This window comes from Ruegeria sp. HKCCE4148, assembly GCF_017872495.1.
GTDB lineage: Bacteria > Pseudomonadota > Alphaproteobacteria > Rhodobacterales > Rhodobacteraceae > Ruegeria.
Window position 1 is genome coordinate 26,551 of sequence record NZ_JAEDOS010000007.1, and the last position, 19,553, is coordinate 46,103.

21 protein-coding genes are annotated in these 19,553 nt (G+C 57.4%); 11 read left to right on the forward strand and 10 right to left on the reverse strand.

Features of this window, described 5'->3' with window-relative positions:
- Positions 1 to 3 precede the first annotated feature (3 nt).
- Positions 4 to 897 (reverse strand): LysR family transcriptional regulator, encoded by an 894-nt coding sequence (locus I9187_RS16795; protein ID WP_171236340.1) that lies wholly within the window; start codon positions 895 to 897, stop codon positions 4 to 6.
- Positions 898 to 981: 84 nt separating this feature from the next.
- On the opposite strand from I9187_RS16795, the gene I9187_RS16800 reads away from it, so the two are divergent.
- The gene (locus tag I9187_RS16800) at positions 982 to 1,905 is read left to right on the forward strand and encodes an epimerase (RefSeq protein WP_171236341.1); all 924 of its coding nucleotides are present in this window, start codon (positions 982 to 984) and stop codon (positions 1,903 to 1,905) included.
- 190 nt (positions 1,906 to 2,095) lie between these two features.
- Here the strand turns inward: I9187_RS16800 and I9187_RS16805 are convergent, their stop codons facing one another.
- The 7 genes from I9187_RS16805 to I9187_RS16835 form a co-directional block, all read right to left on the reverse strand.
- Positions 2,096 to 3,943, reverse strand: a complete 1,848-nt coding sequence (locus I9187_RS16805; RefSeq protein ID WP_348540127.1) for a dihydroxy-acid dehydratase — start codon at positions 3,941 to 3,943, stop codon at positions 2,096 to 2,098.
- A gap of 182 nt (positions 3,944 to 4,125) precedes the next feature.
- Complete coding sequence (locus tag I9187_RS16810) at positions 4,126 to 5,154, reverse strand: endonuclease/exonuclease/phosphatase family protein (RefSeq protein ID WP_171712184.1); 1,029 nt, start codon at positions 5,152 to 5,154, stop codon at positions 4,126 to 4,128.
- A complete protein-coding gene (locus tag I9187_RS16815; RefSeq protein WP_209509743.1) occupies positions 5,151 to 5,981 on the reverse strand; it encodes a hypothetical protein in 831 nt (276 codons plus the stop codon). Before I9187_RS16815 ends, I9187_RS16810 begins: the two co-directional genes overlap by 4 nt.
- 333 nt (positions 5,982 to 6,314) lie before the next feature.
- Positions 6,315 to 6,920, reverse strand: coding sequence for a 3-isopropylmalate dehydratase small subunit (gene leuD / locus I9187_RS16820; RefSeq protein WP_171181033.1), 606 nt, complete (start codon positions 6,918 to 6,920; stop codon positions 6,315 to 6,317).
- Positions 6,921 to 6,962: 42 nt separating this feature from the next.
- Positions 6,963 to 7,508 carry a DUF308 domain-containing protein gene (locus tag I9187_RS16825; RefSeq protein ID WP_171181036.1) on the reverse strand — a complete coding sequence of 182 codons (546 nt, stop codon included), beginning with the start codon at positions 7,506 to 7,508 and terminating at the stop codon, positions 6,963 to 6,965.
- Positions 7,509 to 7,545: 37 nt separating this feature from the next.
- Positions 7,546 to 8,949: a 3-isopropylmalate dehydratase large subunit gene (gene leuC / locus I9187_RS16830; protein ID WP_171181038.1), complete on the reverse strand. Its 1,404-nt coding sequence runs from the start codon at positions 8,947 to 8,949 to the stop codon at positions 7,546 to 7,548.
- Positions 8,950 to 8,992: 43 nt separating this feature from the next.
- Positions 8,993 to 9,100 (reverse strand): isopropylmalate isomerase, encoded by a 108-nt coding sequence (locus I9187_RS16835; protein WP_171181041.1) that lies wholly within the window; start codon positions 9,098 to 9,100, stop codon positions 8,993 to 8,995.
- A 90-nt stretch (positions 9,101 to 9,190) separates the two neighbouring features.
- On the opposite strand from I9187_RS16835, the gene I9187_RS16840 reads away from it, so the two are divergent.
- The 4 genes from I9187_RS16840 to I9187_RS16855 all read left to right on the forward strand — a co-directional run bounded on the left by I9187_RS16840 (position 9,191) and on the right by I9187_RS16855 (position 12,069).
- A complete protein-coding gene (locus I9187_RS16840; protein WP_171181043.1) occupies positions 9,191 to 10,543 on the forward strand; it encodes a mechanosensitive ion channel domain-containing protein in 1,353 nt (450 codons plus the stop codon).
- 164 nt (positions 10,544 to 10,707) lie between these two features.
- The gene (gene rsfS / locus I9187_RS16845; protein WP_171181054.1) at positions 10,708 to 11,067 is read left to right on the forward strand and encodes a ribosome silencing factor; all 360 of its coding nucleotides are present in this window, start codon (positions 10,708 to 10,710) and stop codon (positions 11,065 to 11,067) included.
- A gap of 44 nt (positions 11,068 to 11,111) precedes the next feature.
- The gene (gene rlmH / locus I9187_RS16850) at positions 11,112 to 11,582 is read left to right on the forward strand and encodes a 23S rRNA (pseudouridine(1915)-N(3))-methyltransferase RlmH (protein ID WP_171181056.1); all 471 of its coding nucleotides are present in this window, start codon (positions 11,112 to 11,114) and stop codon (positions 11,580 to 11,582) included.
- A 1-nt stretch (position 11,583) separates the two neighbouring features.
- Positions 11,584 to 12,069 (forward strand): NAD(P)H-dependent oxidoreductase, encoded by a 486-nt coding sequence (locus tag I9187_RS16855; protein ID WP_171181058.1) that lies wholly within the window; start codon positions 11,584 to 11,586, stop codon positions 12,067 to 12,069.
- A gap of 3 nt (positions 12,070 to 12,072) precedes the next feature.
- On the opposite strand, the gene I9187_RS16860 is transcribed toward I9187_RS16855, so the two are convergent.
- Both I9187_RS16860 and I9187_RS16865 read right to left on the reverse strand, forming a co-directional pair.
- Positions 12,073 to 12,420, reverse strand: a complete 348-nt coding sequence (locus I9187_RS16860; protein WP_171181234.1) for a hypothetical protein — start codon at positions 12,418 to 12,420, stop codon at positions 12,073 to 12,075.
- Positions 12,421 to 12,455: 35 nt separating this feature from the next.
- Positions 12,456 to 13,166, reverse strand: coding sequence for a DUF599 domain-containing protein (locus I9187_RS16865; protein WP_171096663.1), 711 nt, complete (start codon positions 13,164 to 13,166; stop codon positions 12,456 to 12,458).
- 82 nt (positions 13,167 to 13,248) lie between these two features.
- Here I9187_RS16865 and I9187_RS16870 point away from each other — a divergent pair, with 82 nt between their 5' ends.
- The 6 genes from I9187_RS16870 to I9187_RS16895 all read left to right on the forward strand — a co-directional run bounded on the left by I9187_RS16870 (position 13,249) and on the right by I9187_RS16895 (position 19,500).
- A complete protein-coding gene (locus tag I9187_RS16870) occupies positions 13,249 to 14,688 on the forward strand; it encodes an FAD-linked oxidase C-terminal domain-containing protein (protein WP_209940267.1) in 1,440 nt (479 codons plus the stop codon).
- A 61-nt stretch (positions 14,689 to 14,749) separates the two neighbouring features.
- Positions 14,750 to 15,868: an FAD-binding protein gene (locus tag I9187_RS16875; RefSeq protein ID WP_171181063.1), complete on the forward strand. Its 1,119-nt coding sequence runs from the start codon at positions 14,750 to 14,752 to the stop codon at positions 15,866 to 15,868.
- A 4-nt stretch (positions 15,869 to 15,872) separates the two neighbouring features.
- A complete protein-coding gene (glcF, locus tag I9187_RS16880) occupies positions 15,873 to 17,186 on the forward strand; it encodes a glycolate oxidase subunit GlcF (RefSeq protein WP_171238828.1) in 1,314 nt (437 codons plus the stop codon).
- A gap of 118 nt (positions 17,187 to 17,304) precedes the next feature.
- Positions 17,305 to 18,096, forward strand: coding sequence for a trypsin-like peptidase domain-containing protein (locus tag I9187_RS16885; RefSeq protein ID WP_348540128.1), 792 nt, complete (start codon positions 17,305 to 17,307; stop codon positions 18,094 to 18,096).
- Positions 18,093 to 18,908, forward strand: a complete 816-nt coding sequence (locus I9187_RS16890; protein WP_171181067.1) for a trypsin-like serine protease — start codon at positions 18,093 to 18,095, stop codon at positions 18,906 to 18,908. Before I9187_RS16885 ends, I9187_RS16890 begins: the two co-directional genes overlap by 4 nt.
- A gap of 124 nt (positions 18,909 to 19,032) precedes the next feature.
- Positions 19,033 to 19,500 (forward strand): Hsp20 family protein, encoded by a 468-nt coding sequence (locus I9187_RS16895; RefSeq protein WP_171236348.1) that lies wholly within the window; start codon positions 19,033 to 19,035, stop codon positions 19,498 to 19,500.
- The last annotated feature ends 53 nt before the right edge of the window (positions 19,501 to 19,553 follow it).

The window sequence follows — 19,553 nt, forward strand, 5'->3', positions numbered from 1 at the left end:
CCGTCAAAGACTAGCCTTGAGCCCTTCGGCCAAAAGGTCCCAGACCCTGCGAATGCGCGGGGTCTGGCGCATGGCTTGCGGCGCGGCCAGCCACACCGGCATTTTCTTGATCTCGACCCCAATATCCAGAATTTCGACCAGCGGATCGGCCTCGGCCACCTGAATCTGACTGAATCCCAGTCCGCAGCCTGCTCTGATCAGTTCCCAATACACGGTCTGGTGGTCGCATCGTGTGGCAAAGGCATCGCGCCCAACGTTCCAGCCCCTTTCCTGCATCGAAGCAATGATGCGGTCATCCGTGTCAAATCCCACAAGGTCGTGTTGGAACACCTCTTCTGGTGAGGTCGGGCGACCTGCGCGATCCAAATAGCTTTTAGCGGCGCAAAAACATAACGAGATCTCACCCAAATGCCGGGTCAGAATGTCCATCTGTTCGGGGCGGTACATGCGCACGGCAATATCGGCTTCTCGGAACAGCAGGTTTTCGGTGGCATCGGTGGCAACCAGTTCCAACTGAATCGCAGGTTCCTGTTGCCGGATATGTGCCAAAATCGGCGGCAGGATGTGGTTCGATGCAAAGACCGACGCGGTAATGCGCACTGATCCTTCCAGTTGTTGCGACTGACCGGCTGCTGTCATGCTAAAAGCGTTCATGGCCGTGTGCATCTGTTGGGCCATGGGCAGCAATTGATGGCCCACATCGCTTAGCTTCAGCCCTCTTGCGTGTCGTTCAAAAAGAGAAACCTCCAGCTCGGCTTCCAGCGTCTGAATCTGCCGTCCCAAGGTGGGCTGGCTGCGGTCCAACTGTCGGGCTGCGGCAGAAAGAGACCCGGTTTCGGCCACCGCAAGAAAGCTTTGGATCAGGGACCAGTCGGCATGTGTAAGGGCTTTGTCCATTCAAAAATGAATACATGATCTGCAATTTGGGGCAATTCCCTATTGCTTTCCTTAGGGTAATCTCTGCCCCAACAGGAGGGAACCATGCCGCAATCCGTACTTATTCTGGGGGCCACGGGCCGATTTGGTCGCAACGCTGCGCTGGCGTTTCGCAACGCCGGGTGGACCGTGCACAGCTTTGACCGCACGCGCGACACGCTGGAACAAGAGGCGCGCGGAATGGACGTTATCGTCAATGGCTGGAATCCACCCTACCCCGATTGGGCAGGTCTTGTACCGGGCCTGCACCAACAGGTGATTAAGGTAGCGGAGGAGACCGGGGCAACGGTTTTGGTGCCGGGAAACGTCTATGTCTTTGGACCTGAAGCACCGGGTCCCTGGTATGGTGGAACACCGCACAAGGCGCGCAACCCTTTGGGTCGTGTCAGAATAGAGATGGAGGAAGCCTATCGCCGCTCGACCGCGCGTACCATTATTCTGCGTGCCGGGGATTTCATTGACACATGTGCCTCGGGCAACTGGTTTGATCAGGTCATGATCAAAGATCTTGCTAAGGGGCGGTTGGTCTATCCCGGCAACCCGGACATCCCGCATGCGTGGGCTTATCTACCAGATCTGGCCCGCGTTGCAGTGCTGCTGGCCGAAAAGCGCCATGAGTTGCCCCGGTTTTGCGATGTCCCATTCGAAGGTTACACCCTGACCGGATCACAATTTGCTCATGCTCTGTCGAAGGTCACTGGGCAGGACATTTCCGTGAAGCCGATGCACTGGTGGCCCTTGAAATTGGCTCGACCGTTTTGGCGTATGGCCGCGCACTTGCTTGAGATGCGGTATCTTTGGCAAGTGCCCCATCAGTTGGACGGCACATACCTTACCGAGTTGCTAGGCGCGGTGCCGCGGACTGATTTGGATGTTGCCCTATGTTCTGCGATTCCAACGCAACTTGTAGCCCCATCGCCTGCGATCCGGTCCGTCGGCGGCGGTCTGTTGAAACCTGCCAACAACTGACCTTCGTTGCGTTTACTTTGGACGGTGAAGGTTACCCGGTTCAATAAGAGGCCAGACCTCGCGCTGCTAATCCAATTGGCTGCGGCGGAGCGACGGATGCCGCCGCGAACAATTTTTCTGTTTATTGGATCTGATCCTTCAACGGGTGCGCCACGCCCCTTCGGGACCAACTATCGCGTCGCCCGAGGTTTCACGACCTCCACCGGTTTGTTGGCAAAAACCCTGATAGCTGAGGCTCACGAGGCGTGTTGACCCACAGCTCACGGTCCGGGTGCATACCGCCGCCGCGCACAGCGGGCACGGCGGATGACCGCATCCGGTGCAAAAGGCGGGTATCCGCTGTACCGCAATTTGGATGTACGCCGCCGTTTCCAGCCACCTCGGCCTCCCAGCGTGCCTTGCGTTCAGCAACAACATTTGGGTCGTCCAAAACCGGCGCGTTTAGCTCGTTCACATTCAAATCGGCAATAATCTCATCTCCGTCCTCAACCAAAGCAATCGGGCCACCCAAAGCAGCCTCAGGTCCGACATGCCCAATAACCAGCCCGACCGATCCGCCCGAAAAACGCGCGTCGGTCATCAGAGCAACTGTGATCCCCCGTTCGCGGCACAGGGTCGTGATCCGTGCCGTTGCGTCCAACATCTCGGGCATGCCTGGTGCACCTGACGGCCCTTCGTATCGAACAATGATCATATCATTGTCTTCAAATCCCATTGGGTTGGTGTCGAGCATCTCAAGCAGGCGGGCTTCGCCCTCGAACACCCTCGCTTTACCTCGGAACACGTTGTCCTCAAGTCCGCGCTCGACACCTGCAAGCTTCAAAATGGCGCTGAATTCCGGTGACAGATTACCGCCCAGAAGGCGCAGGCCGCCCGTTTCTTTAAAGGGCGCTGACACAGGATAGATCACCGTACCGTCCGGCGCGGCAGCGCCCAGACGTTGGACCTGTTCCGCCAGAGTTTCGCCAGTGCACGTCGGCGCGTCGCCATTGACCATGCCAGCGTCGATCAGTTCCTTGACGATCACCTGCACACCACCGACCCTGTCGATGTCCACCATCGAATAGCGGCCGTAGGGTCGTGCGTCTGTCAGGACCGGAACAATTTTCTGAGACCATTCATTGAACTCTTCTGGTGTGACGATGTCTTTCCAGAAATTCGCGTAACCTGCGGCACGGGCAATCTCGGGCACGTGCAGAACCACGTTGGTCGAGCCGCCGATCGCCATCGCAACAGTCAACGCGTTGCGCAGTGAGTCGCGCCCGACGATGTCGCGCGGTCGCGTGCCGTCTTCAATCAACTTGGCAAGGTAGCCTACCAACTGCGACGGAAACTCTTCCATGCGGCGCGGGTCGTCCGAAGGCGGTGCCACCATATGCAATGGCTGCATGCCCACAACGCCAATAAAGGTCTGCATCGTATTGTAGGTGAAAATCCCACCGCACGATCCAATACCGGGGCAGGCAAGGCAAGCGATGCGTTTGCGGTATGCTGCGTCCTCGCTCCCGGCAACTTGATAGGCGGCGATGATGTCCAGCATTTCGCCGGTTTCCGGGTCTTTCGAGGGATGAATGGACCCATCGGACATCATGATCGCAGGCTGGTTGTGTTCAAGCAAAGCAGCCAGCGTACCAACCGGTGGCTTGTCACATGCCACCACAGCAATTGTGCCCCCCAGGCCGGAGGCTGAGAGATGTTCGGAAAACACGTCGTTGGTCACTTCGCGCCCGATGAGTGAATAGCGCATTTCGCGCGTTCCATTGCGGATGCCGTCAGATGTTGCGATGGAGTATTCAGGCTGAACCAGACGCATGGCGATTTTGCCTGCGTCTTTGCCAATCTGGTCTCGCAGTGCTGCATGTATTGCTTCGACCTTGGGCTGCACGCCAAGATAGCACTGACTATCGCCTTTTGTGCCGACAACACCAACAGAAGGCGCGTGGATCAGATCTTCGTCCGTGCCAAGTTCGCGCGCAATTCCATAGGCCTGAGAGTTGCGTCCAGGATGGTCGTCGATCAGTACAGGATTCTTAGCCACGAGATACCTCCAAAATGGATTTCAGAACTCAATCGACCGCCATCACCTCTGAGGGAAACTGTGGGCGCAAAACCTTGCGCGCAGGCAGGTATGAGGGTTCCAGATCAGTGAAACTCAAAGACGCGGTTCCGTCAATGAAACTCAAATTGGGGTTTTTTTAAACGTATTCTCGGGGCAAAGAGCTATGGCAGCGCCACGTCGACCCAGACCAGCCGGTGCCTGCTTGCACGATGCGCATTGTCCCACAAAGGTTCACCATCTTTGGGCCATAGAACACCTGAATCCAAGACACGCAGATCGCGAGACGGTAAAACGTAATCGACGCGCATTTCACCCGTCGCTTTCCAGTCAACTGTTGCGGACGAGCCTGATGGGTCTGTCGGTACCGGATCTTGAAGGCGAGGATCGGTCAGAAGGGTGCGAATGGCCCGTTTGTGACCTTCCCCGCGCTCGGGATCGAGGTTGGCATCACCCGCAATGACGAAGGGACCATTTGGAACCGGCCCCAGATCACCGCTCAGCAGGACAGACCAAAACCTAATCTCATCCCGATTGCGCAGTCCGTTGCGATCCTCGGGCCCATCGAACACCGGTGGGGCTGCGTGAAAGGTCATCAGGTTGAGCCGCCCCAAAGGTGTTTCAATGGGCACCACCCAATGCGCTGTTGAGGACAGGCGCTGTATTTGGTGTGCTTCTTCAGACGGAAAAGGGCGGTCATCCACGAAAGGTAATGCTGCCCCCGGAAGATCTTGCCAGAGCAGCTCTGAAAAGTTCAAAATCTCTTCGGTGACGATTTCATAGCGGGACAGAATTGCCAGCCCGCCCTGTCCGGTGAAACGGCCCCAGCCCTGCGCGTCACCGGGGCCTTGTGTGCGTCCATCACCATCCAGATCCAACGGTGTTTCCAAGCCAGCATTGGGCTGAGCGGCATAAAAGTAACCATAGTCCAGACCAGCGGCGCGCAGCTTTTGAGACAGAGCGTTGACTGCGGCTCCCTCCAGATCCCAGTCGATACCCTGAAGCGCGATAATGTCGGGGCGGGCGGCTGAAACCACGTCGATGGCTGCAAGAACCTGGGCGTCATCCCGGTCTATGTCCCGCAGCAACAGCGCCGGGCCTTTTCGGCTCAGCTCGGTGTTGTAGGTGGCGATGCGCACGACTTCTGCCTGCGCCGCAATGGGCAGCAGAAGCAGGATAAGCAGGCGGATCATGCGGCCTGAGTCGTCTCGCTTGTTGAATAGGCGCGCCGTTTTTCCACGATCAGCCCGGCGATACGCAGGGTGGCCACACCGCGCATGATCATGCTGGCGGGCAGGAAGGCCCAGGCGCTCATCATCCAGATCAGTGTCTGTGGATTGTTCAGCGAAATCGGAGCGATCACACTGTTCATCAGTTTTATGACGGCCGGTATGAGGAACGGTAGCAAAATACCGATACAGATGTTCAGGCGGCCATCACGTTGCAACCGAATAACGACATCTCCGCCCTTGGTGGGGTCAAACAAAGGAAGATTGGTCCATACATTGAAGGCACCGTTTCCTGTGGGCCACCCCCGGACTTTGACGGCATAGGCAAAACTGGCGATCGTCACCAAAGCCGCGACGTAGGCTACGCTGGCTGTAACCCTAATCAGTTCGATCAGCGACTGGCTGGCATCCGCTGGCAGCATCAACACGATCAGGCGCACCGGAGAATAGGGAAAGTCCACCACGTTGGCGACGGCCAGACCAACGCCGTAAGAAAAGGTTGTCAGTTCTGTTGGAGTATAAACGTTTTTGCAGATTAGCGTCAAAAACGTGACCATCGACATAAGGCCAACAAAACGCAGGCGGTTGACCGGTGGGGCATCGCGAAATTCTATAAAGCTGGGAAAGGCCGAGTTATACTCGGCGAACGTCAGTATGAACGCGAGGATCGCGAGGAAGACCAGTATTTCGGTCCCGTTCGTCGATGATACAGGCAGATACAACGCGGGTGTCAGCACCATCAGTGCCACAAGTACTCCGCGTATCGCCGCCCCTGTTGTGCGTGCAATCACATTCCGAACCCTTTTTCAAACCGGACCAGCCGATCTTTGCCGACTTGTATCCAACTTGTGCCCGTCCAATCTCGTCTTTGCGACGGATGCCTCGTTAGCGCCAAGATGAACGATAAGCGGCATTTCGCTCAAGACAGGGTGCAGAAAACACGTGATTTCGGGCAAAATGATGGCGCAACTGGTGCGGGATTGCATCATTTTGGGCGCAAATTCGACGTGTATCTCAATTTGAGACCAAGATGTTGTGGTTGTTGGAAAATCAACCCCAAGAATGAGAGCGGGGCCACCTAGGCGACCCCGTTAGGTTGAGTATCCACAGATTCGACCCCAGAATCAGACCCAAGGGCGGGCTTGACCGGCGTGATCTTCGAATTTGTCGATGTGGTGGTCTTTTTCCATTGTCAGGCCGATATCGTCCAAACCGTTCAGCAAGCAGTGCTTGCGGTGTGGGTCGATGTCGAATTCGATGACAACACCATCCGAGGTTGTGATCTGCTGATCTTCCAGATGAACGGTCATGCGGGCGTTCTCGCCTTTGTGCGCGTCTTCCATCAGGACTGCATGATGCTCTTCCTCGACCACGATGGGCAGGATACCGTTCTTGAAGCAGTTGTTGAAGAAGATGTCGGCAAAGCTGGTCGAGATCACAACCTTGATGCCGAAATCCTTGATCGCCCAAGGCGCGTGCTCGCGCGATGAGCCGCAGCCGAAATTGTCGCCAGCCACCAGAATCTCGGCCTCGCGATAGGCGGGTTTGTTCAGGACGAATTCCTCGTTCTCCTGCCCGTCATCGTGATAGCGCATCTCGTCAAACAGAACGACGCCCAGGCCGGACCGCTTGATAGTTTTCAGGTGCACTTTCGGAATGATCATATCGGTGTCGATATTGATCAGCGGCATTGGGGCGGCCACCCCGTGGACTTTGTCAAACTTTTCCATGTTCACACTCCTGCGGGAGAGGGCCGCGCCCATGCCCCGCGTTTAAGCTTCTTTTGTTTCGTCTTTGGGTGCGTTCTTGACGAAGAACGCCATGAAGACCAATCCGAACCCGTTGAACAGCATCTCGATGCCCAAGAAGATCCCCAGTATACTCAGCAATGCCTGTGGCTCCTGCCCGACATAGCTCCAGATGATACCGGCAAGGATGATCGACAAGATGCCCGAGATCATGGTGGGCCAGAAAAACTGTGTTCCTTTCATCTGGAACGACAGAATGACCCGCGCGATGCCGCCTGCCATGAACAGGATCAGCATCACGGTCGCCAGCGTCAGCGTACCCTGCAATGGGTGACCCAGAAAGGACCAGCCCAGAAACAGCATGACCGCACCCATGATGAGCGACAGGATCTTGTTGCCGGTGCCTTCAACGGTGAAACCGCCGACCACCTGCAACGCGCCCGAGATCAGAAGCAACGCTCCGGTCACGACCGTGACGGCCACAGACGCCACAACTGGCGCGCCCAGCACAAAGATACCGAACGCTATGGACAGAAGCCCCAGCAGGAGCCATTTGATCCAGTCACTCATGTTTTCAATCCCTCAAATATCTAGATATGAGGGAAGCTTACATCAATTCACGGACGTCTGTCAGCCGTCCTGTGATTGCCGCTGCGGCAGCCATTGCCGGGCTCAGCAAATGGGTCCGACCACCACGGCCCTGACGACCTTCGAAGTTGCGGTTCGAGGTCGCGGCACAGCGCTCGCCCGGTTGCAACTGATCCGGGTTCATCGCCAGACACATCGAACATCCGGCCAGACGCCATTCGAACCCGGCCTCTTTGAAGATGTCCGCCAGACCTTCTTCCTCGGCCTGCGCACGAACCAGACCCGAACCGGGCACGACCATGGCGCGCATTCCGTCCTTGATCTTTTTGCCCTTCAGAATTTCGGCCGCGGCGCGCAGGTCTTCGATGCGGCCATTGGTGCAGGACCCGATGAACACTGTGTCGATTTCCACATCGCTGAGCTTCTGACCGGCTTCCAGACCCATGTATTCGATCGAACGGCGGGCCGCGTCGACCTTGCCTCCTTCGAAGTCTTCAGGGTGAGGTACAGATGCGGTGATCGGCAGAACATCTTCAGGGCTGGTGCCCCAAGTCACAACCGGAGCAATATCCTCGCCACGCAGGGTGATGACCTTGTCAAAATGCGCGTTTTCGTCTGTGTAAAGCGTTTTCCACCAGTTCAAAGCGGCTTCCCACTGCGCGCCCTTGGGGGCGTGCGGGCGGCCTTTGACGTATTCAAAGGTGGTTTCATCCGGCGCGATCAGGCCAGCGCGCGCGCCGCCTTCGATGGCCATGTTACAGACGGTCATACGACCTTCCATCGACAGATCACGGATCGCTTCGCCGCAATACTCTATCACATAACCCGTGCCACCGGCTGTGCCGGTTTCACCGATCACGGCCAAAGTGATGTCTTTGGCGGTCACACCCGGCTGCAGTTTGCCGGTGATTTCCACCTTCATGTTCTTGGATTTCTTCTGGATCAGCGTTTGCGTGGCCAGAACATGCTCGACCTCAGAGGTGCCGATGCCGTGGGCCAACGCACCGAACGCGCCGTGAGTCGCCGTGTGGCTGTCGCCGCAAACAACGGTCATGCCGGGCAGGGTCCAACCCTGTTCAGGGCCAACGATGTGCACAATGCCCTGACGCACATCGTTCACGGGGTAGTAGTGAATACCGAAATCCTTGGCGTTCTTGTCCAGTGCTTCGACCTGGATGCGCGATTCCGGGTTTTCAATTCCGTTCACGCGGTCCGGTGTAGTGGGCACGTTGTGATCCGGCACAGCGATAGTTTTTTCCGGCGCGCGCACCTTGCGACCGGCCATCCGCAGCCCTTCAAAGGCTTGCGGGCTGGTCACTTCGTGCACCAGATGGCGGTCGATATAAAGCAAACAGGTGCCATCATCGGCTTCGTGCGCGACATGGGCATCCCAGATCTTGTCATAGAGTGTTTTGGGGGACATCGGTCCTCTCCCGTATGTAATGAGAAATGGCTGGCGAGTTGGCTCAGGCCGCAGATAGGCGGGCCAGAACCGTGCGGGCGGCCCCAAAGAACCGTTCACGCAGGCGCGTGCGGTCTTGCAGTTTCGGAGCAGGGGCCAAGTTGAGTCTCATGCGGTCCAGATATATCGGGCTTGACTGTCAATCAAGGTTCAATCCGGTGTCAGGCTTGCATCACCCGGCGTTGCTGTCCAAGCTGTGATCATGAACCAAGACCTGATCCCCAGCACGTTGTCGGACCTATACAACAACATGGTCGGGGCTTTTTCTGTTCAGTTTGGAAAAATGGTCGAATTGGTCGTTACACCGGGCTGGCGGCAATACCAGTTGATTATCATCCTGTTCCTGTGGGCGCTGGCCTTCCTGCTAAAAGCTCTGACGCAGTCCAGATGGGAAGCTTGGGCACGAGCGCGAAGCGGATGGCCAAAGTGGCGCCTGCGCGTGCTCGTCCAGCTGATGCGGCGGCTGACACTGGTTTATTTCGTGATTTTATCCTGGTCGCTGTATTTGATTATGCAGCACGTCACCTGGCCGTCTCGCAGCTATTTTATTGGTGTGCTTGCAACATTGGCAGCGGCTTGGCTGGCTATTGCGCTGATCGCCAGACTTGTACGAAACCGCACACTGCGGCGCATCTTCAAATGGGCCATGTGGGTCTATGCAACGCTCGTTGCATTGAACCTGACGGATGACGTGGCAGGTTTTCTGGATGGCGTGGCGATTTCCATCGGCGATCTGCACATTTCGGCGCTGGGCATTCTCAAGGCGATTCTGCTGATTGGCGTTCTGCTGACGTTGGCGCGCATCGGCACCCGGGCGGCTGAGCAGGGGTTGCAGAGCAATGATGACATCACGCCGTCAATGCAGGTGCTTTTAGCCAAGGGCATTCAGGTTCTGCTTTATGGCGCAGTCTTTTTGACCGCCATCCGCACGCTAGGGTTTGATCTGACAGGTATCGCGCTGCTGTCGGGGGCGATCGGTGTGGGCATCGGGTTTGGCCTGCAAAAAGTGGTGTCAAACCTGATTTCCGGGATCATCATTCTGATGGACCGCTCGATCAAGCCCGGCGACGTTATTTCGCTGGGCGACACGTTCGGTTGGATCAACGCATTGGGTGCGCGATACGTCTCGGTGGTCACTCGGGATGGGCGGGAATACCTGATCCCGAACGAGGATCTGATCACCAATCAAGTGGTGAACTGGTCGCATTCCGACAAGTTCGTGCGTTTGGATCTGGATTTTGGCACCAGCTATGACGATGACCCTCACAAGGTTCGTTCCACGGCGATCCGGGCGGTGAAAGCGGTGACACGGGTTCTGAGCGGAGGGTCCCATGAGCCGGTTTGCCACATCACCGGCTTTGGCGACAGCAGCGTTGACTATGTGTTGCGCTTTTGGATCAGCGATCCGACCAAAGGGCTGACCAATATTCGCGGCAATGTCTATCTGGCGCTTTGGGACGCTTTCAAGGAAGAAGGCATCTCGATCCCGTTCCCGCAGCGCGAGGTTCGGTTACTGCCAGACGGCGTAACCGCGCAACAGATCGTTGAAGAGTGAACACGCGTACGCGACCTTTGGTTTGCATTCATTGAAATGTTGCAATCCCCTTGTTACCTTATTAGTACCCCTGCGCCGGGGTTTCACGGCGCGCAGCAAAGGAGGACTATGTCCTGTCTCTACATACTCAGGCGGGTTTGCCCGCCGATGATGGGGCCAGTGTAATGGCCCACTCTCAGTCAATCAGCGACAAGCTGCTTGAGCGTATCCTTTCCTCACTTACCGATGACAAGGCCGAAGACGTCGTGCAGATCAACCTGCAAGGTAAGTCTTCTGTTGCGGATCACATGGTGATTGCCTCGGGTCGGTCGACCCGTCAGGTATCGGCCATGGCGGAAAAGTTGACGGATCGCATCAAGCAGGAATTCGGTTTCACTTCGAAGGTTGAAGGCAAGGATGCCGGCGACTGGGTGTTGATCGATACGGGCGACGTGATCGTCCATATCTTCCGCCCCGAAGTGCGTGAATTCTATCAGCTGGAAAAGATGTGGCTGCCTCAGGGCGGCAGCGCCTCGGCGAACTGAGGCGCCATCCTGGCCCGCATTGAGGGGCCGGAGGCGAGAGAGATATGCGTATCAGCATAGTTGCGGTCGGGCGATTGCGCGCTGGACCGGAAAAGTCCCTGCTTGATGATTACGTGAACCGATTTGACCGGACCGGCCGCGGCTTGGGCCTTGGTCCCGCCCGCGTGATCGAGGTCGAAGACAAGAAAAATGCAGGCATGGGGGCCGAGGCTGCTCTTCTGCGCAAAGCGCTGCCCAAAGGCGCGGTGATCTGTACATTGGATGAGCGCGGACGGGTCATGTCCTCACCCGATTTTGCCAAGAAGCTGGGCGGCTGGCGTGATGCCGGGCGGCAGGATTTGGCGCTGGTTATTGGCGGAGCGGACGGAATAGACCCTAATCTGCGGGCCGAGGCCGATTTTTCCATCTCATTCGGGTCAATGGTCTGGCCCCATATGCTGGTCCGTGTGATGCTGGCCGAGCAACTTTACCGGGCCGCAACCATCCTGTCGGGCGGCCCTTATCACCGGGTCTGACATGGCGCAGCTTCTGATCGTTTACCATTCGCGCACTGGTGGCGCCCGGCAAATGGCCGAAGCGGCGGCTGCGGCGGGTCACGACGAGGCAGACATTGTTCTGAAAACCGCTGATCAGGCCGGTCCTGAGGATTTGTTGGGCGCGGATGGCTATATCTTCTGTGCCCCGGAAAATCTGGCCGCAATTTCAGGTCTGATGAAAGAGTTTTTCGACCGCAGCTACTATCCGGTTCTGGGTAAGATCGAAGGTCGCCCTTATGCGCAAATGGTTTGTGCAGGATCAGATGGTGCCAACGCCGCGCGCCAAACCGCGCGCATTGCAACCGGCTGGCGGTTGAAAGAAGTGCAGCCGCCTCTGATCCTCTGCACTCATTCACAAACGTCCGAAGCGATTCTGGCCGAAAAGACCATCCCCGAAGGACAACTTGAGAAATGCCGCGAGATCGGTGCAGCGATGGCGGCAGGCTTGGCCCTTGGGGTGTTCTGAACTTCAGTACAGGTCAATCACCGTTGTGTCTTCACCCCAGCCACCGACATTGTCTCGTGCCTGAATCTGGACCTGGGTTGTGCCTTCGGGTATCGCTACACCGCTCAGCGAGCGGGTGAACGGCTGCTCATCCACATGCGGATGATGCAGGACACGCATCCCTAGTTCATTGCCATTCATGTCCAAAACGCGCCAGCCATCGGCGTAGTCATCCCATCCGGTGTCCGGGTGCCGGATCGTGACATCGAAGCGCCATGTGTCGCCGCCGCGGGTGGCCGCGACCTTCTCGATCGTTGGGGGGTCGGCAAAGGCAGGGCTGGCCAGGAAGGCGCTGAGAATCACATATCGCATGGCGCGAATGTACGGGTTATCGCGGCGCATCGGGATCACGTCTCTGTGTAAGGGGATTGGGATATCAGGATTGTTCGGGACTGCGAAGCAAACTCGCGTCGATACAAAACACCGAACGTGATTATGGTGCTCAGCATCAAAGCGATTGGCCCGAGGAACCATGCCAGCGAGGCCAATGCAAAATAGGTGGCGCGCAGGCCACGGTTAAAGCTGCGGGCGGCTGTGACGCAAATTTCGGCCGACTGAGCGGCGCGCGGGTACGCCTGCGGGTCTTCGGGATCGTTCGGGACCGAGGCCATCAACACAGCACAATAGCCAAACAAGCGATGCGCCCAGACATATTTCAGGAATGCGTTGGCCAGCAGAAGTACGACGACAAGTATCTTGATTTCCCACACCAAAGCGGGTGCGCTTCCAATGGCAAGGTCGCTGGCCACCCCGGCAAGTCGCTCGGTATTGCCCAGCAGGGCCAGCCCGCCGCCGATGGCAATCATCGTGGTGGATGCAAAGAACGTGCTGCCCTGCCGCATGGCGGCCACAACCTGCGCGTCAAACATGCGCGGTTGGCGCGTCACCATCTCGCGCATCCAGTCGCGGCGGTAATTGTCCATCATTTGCGAGACAGATCGCCTCTGTGGCGACGGATGTTCGATCTTCCACCCTATCCACAGCCATGCGCCCAGCAGCAAGCCGAGGGCGGCGTAATCCAAAGGGGCAAACAAAGCGGCACGTTCGATCCAGGTCATGGGCGTGACAGTAAAACTGAACGGAAGAACTTGCCAGATCATGAAATTGGTAATATTATTTTACCAAATTGGAGGATCAGCGATGGAAATGCCCCGGCCAAATCCCGATGTTCTGGCGCGAAAGCAAGCCGTTCTGGCGCGATTGCTGCAGGTATTGCCTGAGGATGCTGTGTTTCACGATCCGGCTGAGACGCGGGCCTATGAGTGTGACGCGCTGACCGCTTATCGCTGCCCGCCGATGCTGGCAGTACTTCCGTCAACGACGCAGGACGTGTCTGATGTCCTGCGAATCTGCTATGAAGAAGGGGTTCCTGTGGTGCCACGTGGCTCCGGCACGTCACTGGCGGGTGGGGCCTTGCCGACTGCGGATTGCGTCATTCTGGGCGTGGCGCGGATGAATGAGGTGCTGGAGGTCGATTATGACAACCGCTTCATAAAGGTGCAGACCGGACGGACCAATCTGAGCGTGACAGGCGCGGTCGAGGAAGAGGATTTCTTTTATGCGCCCGATCCGTCTTCGCAATTGGCCTGTGCCATTGCGGGCAATATCGCGATGAATTCGGGTGGCGCGCATTGCCTGAAATACGGTGTGACCACGAACAACCTGCTGGGCGTGACCATGGTGATGATGGACGGCAGTGTTGTGGAAATCGGCGGCGCGCATCTGGATGCCTCTGGCCTGGACCTGCTGGGTGTTATTTGTGGCTCAGAGGGGCAGCTGGGCGTGGTGACCGAGGCCACGCTGCGCATTCTGCGTAAACCCGAAGGGGCGCGACCGGTTCTGATGGGGTTCGACGACAATGAGGTCGCGGGCCAATGTGTCTCTGACATTATCAAATCGGGCATCTTGCCGGTTGCGATCGAGTTCATGGACACCCTGTGCATTCAAGCCTGCGAGAATTTTGCGCATGCCGGGTATCCCGATTGCACCGCCTTGCTGATTGTCGAGGTCGAAGGCTCGGAGGCTGAGATCGACTATCAGTTGGCGAAGATCATAGAAATCGCCAAGCGCCACAATCCTGTTGAATTGCGTGAGAGCCAGTCTGCCGAAGAAAGCGCGAAGATTTGGCTGGGTCGCAAATCGGCTTTTGGCGCGATGGGTCAAATGAACGATTACATGTGTCTGGACGGCACCATCCCGGTATCCTCCTTACCCGAAGTCCTGCGCCGCATCGGTGAGTTGAGCGAGGAATACGGCCTGCCCGTTGGCAATGTCTTCCACGCGGGTGACGGCAACATGCACCCCTTGATCCTGTTTGACGCCAACAAACCGGGCGATCTGGAGAAATGCGAAGCATTTGGTGCTGATATTCTGAAGCTGTGTGTCGACGTAGGCGGGTGCCTGACCGGAGAACATGGTGTCGGCATCGAAAAGCGTGATCTGATGGCACACCAGTACGCGCCAGCGGATCTTGAGGCGCAGATGGCGATTAAAGATGTGTTCGATCCGCAGTGGTTGTTGAATCCCGCGAAGGTGTTCCCCTTGGACGCATCCGAGGCGAGGCGCCTTGCGGCGGAATAGGGGCTCTGCCCCAATTGCGCAGGCGCGGTTTCCCCGGAGTTTTTGTGAAAAGATGAAGCACATGAGACCTGAAACGGAAGACGAATTGGCGGATCTGGTGGCCGGGCTGACCGAGCCAGTGCGCATAGCCGGGGGCGGAACGCGTGGTGTGACCGGGCCGGAGCCTGAACTGAACGTTTCCGGGCTGAGCGGTATCACCCTTTACGAACCCGGAGCCCTAACACTTGTGGCTAAGTCAGGCACGCCGTTGGCCGAGATTGAAGCCGCGCTGGACGCGGAGGGGCAACAACTGGCGTTCGAGCCGATGGACCATCGTGGATTGCTTGGAACTTCGGGCGAACCGACCATCGGTGGTGTTGTGGCGGCAAACGTATCTGGGCCGAGGCGGATACAGGCCGGGGCGTGCCGGGATTTTCTGTTGGGCGTTCGCTTTGTCGATGGGCGCGGTCAAGTGGTCAAGAATGGCGGACGGGTGATGAAGAACGTCACCGGTTATGATCTGGTGAAGTTGATGGCTGGGTCCTGGGGCACTTTGGGCGTGTTGACCGAGGTTTCGCTGAAAGTGCTACCCAAGCCAGAGGCCGTTGCGACGCTTGTTTGGGAGGATCGCGGATGGGTCGTGACGTCCAAGTTGTTTTGTGACGCGTTGGGATCGCCATACGAAGTCAACGGTGCGGCTCGGTTGCCCGAGGGCGGCGGCAAGCCGTCCCGGACGGTGCTGCGGATTGAAGGGTTTGACCAATCGGTCGAATATCGCGTTTCCAAGTTGCAAGAGCTCTTTGCGGAAACGAATCCGGATCAGGTTGTCACTGATGCGGCCGAAAACACCGCCATTTGGCGCGAAGTGCGTGATATTGAGCCTTTTGCCGACAGACCGGGCAATGTCTGGAAAACCTCTGTCAAACCGACTGACATGATTCGTGTGGTCGGTGACGCCAACCCGAACAGGGTCGTGGACTGGGGTGGGGGTCTGATCTGGACTTTAGCAACGGAAGGCACTGATCTGCGATCTGAACTAAGTGATCTCGAGGGACATTCGACCCTGGTGCGCGCGACCCCGGAAGACATACAGAATCTGGGGCGGTTTCAGCCGGAAAATGCTGCTGTTTCGGCTCTAACACAGGGGATACGGGCAAGATTCGACCCGCGATCTGTGTTCAATCCGGGACTCATGGGATAGCGCGATGCAGACAACATTTACGAAAAAACAGCTGGAAGATCCGGCCATTCAGCGTTCGAATGAGATTTTGCGCAGCTGTGTCCATTGTGGGTTTTGCACTGCGACATGCCCAACCTATCAGGTGTTGGGGGATGAATTGGACAGCCCGCGCGGTCGTATTTACCTGATCAAGGACATGCTGGAAAACGAACGTGTACCGGATGAAAAGACGGTCAAGCATATTGATCGCTGCTTGTCCTGCCTGGCTTGCATGACCACTTGCCCTTCGGGCGTGCATTACATGCACCTGGTCGATCATGCGCGCGAATATATCGAGGCGAATTACAAACGTCCTTTGACGGACCGTATCCTGCGTTCGATTCTTGCCCAAATCCTACCCTACCCGATGCGATTTCGCTGGGCCTTGATCGGAGCAAAGTTGGGCCGTCCGTTTCGGTTTCTGATGCCCGACGCCCGGTTGCGGGCGATGCTGGACATGGCCCCAAAGCACATCCCGCCGGTCAGTCGCAACGACGACCCTCAGAGCTTTGCGCCCAAGGGAGAACGAAGAAAGCGTGTCGCGCTGATGACCGGCTGCGCACAGAAGGCTCTAAATACCGACATTAACGATGCTACGATCCGGTTACTGACGCGTTTGGGGTGCGAGGTTGTGGTGGCCGAAGGCGCCGGATGTTGTGGAGCCTTGACGCACCACATGGGTAAAAGTCGTGAAAGCCACGCGGCTGCCGCAGCCAATATCAAGGCCTGGGCGCGCGAAATGGATGGTGACGGCTTGGACGCCATCGTCATCAATACGTCTGGTTGTGGCACGACGGTGAAAGACTATGGGCACATGTTCCGCAATGACTCTCTGGCCAAGGACGCGGCGCGTGTCGCGGGTATTGCCATGGATATCAGCGAGTTGGTCATGCAACTGGACCTTCCTGAAGGGCGCGACCAAGACCTTACGGTCGCTTATCACGCGGCCTGTTCGTTGCAGCACGGACAAAAGATTAAGACCTATCCTAAGGACTTGCTGAAACGGGCAGGGTTCCAAGTTGTTGAGCCTGCAGATAGCCATCTGTGCTGTGGCAGCGCAGGCACCTACAACCTGATGCAGCCCGAGATTTCGGGCCAATTGAAAAAGCGCAAGGTCAAAACGCTGGAGGCGAAGAAGCCGGACCTGATCTCAGCCGGAAACATCGGATGCATGATGCAGATCGGGTCGGGTACCCAAGTGCCGGTCGTGCACACGGTTGAATTGTTGGACTGGGCGACCGGCGGACCAAGGCCGCCGTCGTTGCAACACCCCAGGGACGCTGTACCGATCCTGAAGTAATTCGCTTTGGTGCCGACGCGCATCACTTGCCCGGAATTTCTTATAACCCCTGATTGCCCTATTTTCGCCCAACGTAACCCGTAGGACAAAAAGGTCAGAGTGAGTCCCGGAGAACCGCGTGCGCAACTGGATCAAGGCTATTGTGCTCTGTGTCATGCCGATGGCGGCCACAGCGCAGGATACCGGGCTGGAAAGTCTGGACACCTCGGATTCCGGGCGCGATTGGATGGCCGTGGGGCGGCTGGACATAGCAGGCAGAGGGTTTTGCACCGGAACGCTGGTGTCGCCAACACTGGTGCTGACAGCAGCGCATTGCCTGTTTGACAAGGTGTCCGGGCAACGGATCAATCCGTCGGAAATTGAGTTTCTGGCCGGGTGGCGTTTAGGCCGTGCCCTGGCCTATCGGACTGCGCGGCAAGCTGTGGTCCATCCCGACTATCAATTTGGTGCAGAATCCACGGCCGACAGGGTCAGCGCAGACGTGGCTTTGATCGAGCTGTGGCAACCGATCAGAAATACCGCCGTCATTCCTTTTGAGTCAGGGAATCAGCCCCGCAGAGGTGCCGAAGTTGGCGTGGTCTCTTATGCGCATGACCGGTCCGAGGTCCCTTCGCTGCAGCAGGTCTGCTCAGTCATGAACCGGCAGCAGGGTGTCATGATCATGTCCTGTGACGTTGATTTTGGCTCATCAGGTGCGCCGGTCTTTTCCTTTGCAGGCGCGCGCCCTCAGATCGTGTCGGTTGTGGCGGCCAAGGCCAGTCTGGACGGCCAGAACGTAGCAATAGGCACTGCGGTTGAACACTCGCTGCAACTGCTGCGCGACGAGCTTTCTGCAGGGCGAGGGTTTGGGCTGTCAACGCCTGGGCCGGGGGCAGGGAAGAACATCGGCGCAAGGTTTATCAGACCATGATCAGAGTTTTCTTCAGCCTCATTGTCGGACTGAGTGTTTTGGCAACCACGTCCCACGCTCAATCAAACAAGCGTAAGCTGACGGATCGCGACGATCTTTACGGATGGGAGGCGGTTGGGCGTCTGGACATGGGGGACGGATCCTTTTGCACCGGTACGCTGATCGCGCAAGACATGGTGCTGACAGCTGCCCATTGTGCCGTGGACCAAAGTACCGGAACAGCGTTTGCCGGCGAGGACATCACTTTTCGTGCAGGGCTGAGCAACGGGAAAGCCCTGGCAGAACGTCAGGTCACACAGGTTGCGATCCACCCCAACTACGGCTCTAGACCGCCGCTTTCGAGCGAAAGCGTTCGGATTGACGTTGCGCTGTTGCGACTTGATAAGCCCATCCCCTATTCCGTCGCAGATCCCTTTGCGCTGTACAGTGGGCGTGTTCTGGGGGATGAGGTCAGTATCGCTTCGTATGGGCGCGGCCGGTCCGAGGCGATCACACGAGAACGCTCCTGCCGGATCATTGATCGTCGTCAGGGCCTGATCCTGTTCAATTGTGACATCACGTTTGGCTCGTCCGGGTCCGCCATTCTGACGAAGAAGGGATCGCGATGGCAGATTCTGTCGGTGGTTTCGGCGGTTGGTACAAATGGCAGCCGAAAGGTTGGCTTTGGTATGGAGCTTGGTGAAATTGTCGCCGAGCTAAAGGCAATCATGCGACGCGATGCGCCGCAACCCAAAGCGTCAATCCGCAGGCTGCAGGTGGGGTCAGGCAAGTCCGCGTCTGGTGCAAAATTCATCAGCTCTGGCGGGGGTTGAACTCGGTCAAATCGCTACCCATGTGATGAATATCGGATCGCCACAACGGGGTCCGGTATGAACCACTGCCCGTCCAGTCGGAGGGCAAAATTTCGTAAATCGCTCAAGGATGAGGATACGACACATGCGTACATTTGACTTTGCACCGCTGCACCGCGCGACCATTGGCTTTGATCAGATCGCCGATATGATGGATCGCGTTCTGACCAATGATGTGGCTCAGCCGAGCTACCCACCATACAATATCGAAAAAACTGACGCCGACACCTATCGCATTTCGGTCGCTGTTGCCGGTTTTTCGGAAAATGACCTGTCCGTCGAAGTGAAAGAGAATTCGCTGATTGTCGCTGGCAAGAAAGCCGCCGAGGAAAAGGATCGCAGCTATCTGCACCGCGGCATCGCCACCCGCGCGTTCGAGCGTCGTTTTGCGCTGGCTGACCACGTCCGCGTCACGGGCGCAAGCCACGAAAACGGCATGCTGAACATCGACCTGAAGCGTGAAGTACCCGAGGCGCTGAAACCACGCCGTATCGAGATCACTTCGGCCAAGGCCATCGAGAAGGACGTCGTTGACGCCAAAGCTGTCAACTAACGCGCCTTAACGTTCCGCGGCAGTCGCCTCCTCCCTGACTGCCGCAACACCCG